Origin of the sequence: Corallococcus praedator, from assembly GCF_003612125.1 — a bacterium.
Taxonomy (GTDB): Bacteria; Myxococcota; Myxococcia; order Myxococcales; family Myxococcaceae; genus Corallococcus; species Corallococcus praedator.
This window is the reverse complement of sequence record NZ_RAWI01001246.1, coordinates 1-412: the sequence shown is the minus strand read 5'-3', so window position 1 is coordinate 412 and position 412 is coordinate 1. Positions and strand designations below refer to the sequence as shown.

Annotated in this window: 1 protein-coding gene; it reads left to right on the top strand. The window is 73.3% G+C overall.

Annotated elements, in window-relative coordinates; genetic code table 11:
* Positions 1-387: AsmA-like C-terminal region-containing protein (locus D7Y13_RS43920; RefSeq protein ID WP_167508832.1), on the top strand; the 387-nt coding region annotated here is incomplete at its 5' end.
* Positions 388-412: the final 25 nt, after the last annotated feature.

Genomic DNA, 412 nt, shown 5'->3' with positions numbered 1-412 from the left:
CTCCTCAACGCCGTCTCGGTGGTGGGGCTGCTCCAGCAGCTCGGCGGGCAGGGGATCGTCTTCGACGAGGTGCTGGCCGACGTCCGCATCGACCCCACGGCCGTCACCGTGTCGAGCGCCAGCGCCGTCGGCGCGGGGCTGGGCCTGTCGCTCGACGGGGTCTACGACACGGCCGCGCGGCGGATGGACTTTCGCGGCGTGGTCTCGCCCTTCTACTTCGTCAACGGCATCGGCGAGCTGCTGACGCGGCGGGGCGAGGGGCTCGTGGGGTTCAACTACACGCTGCGGGGCAGCCCGGACGCGCCGGAGGTGGGGGTCAACCCGCTCTCCATCCTCACGCCCGGGATGTTCCGCGAGATCTTCCGGCGGGCGCCCCCCCAAGGCTAGCCCGCGCGCGCGTCGCGGGCTACCG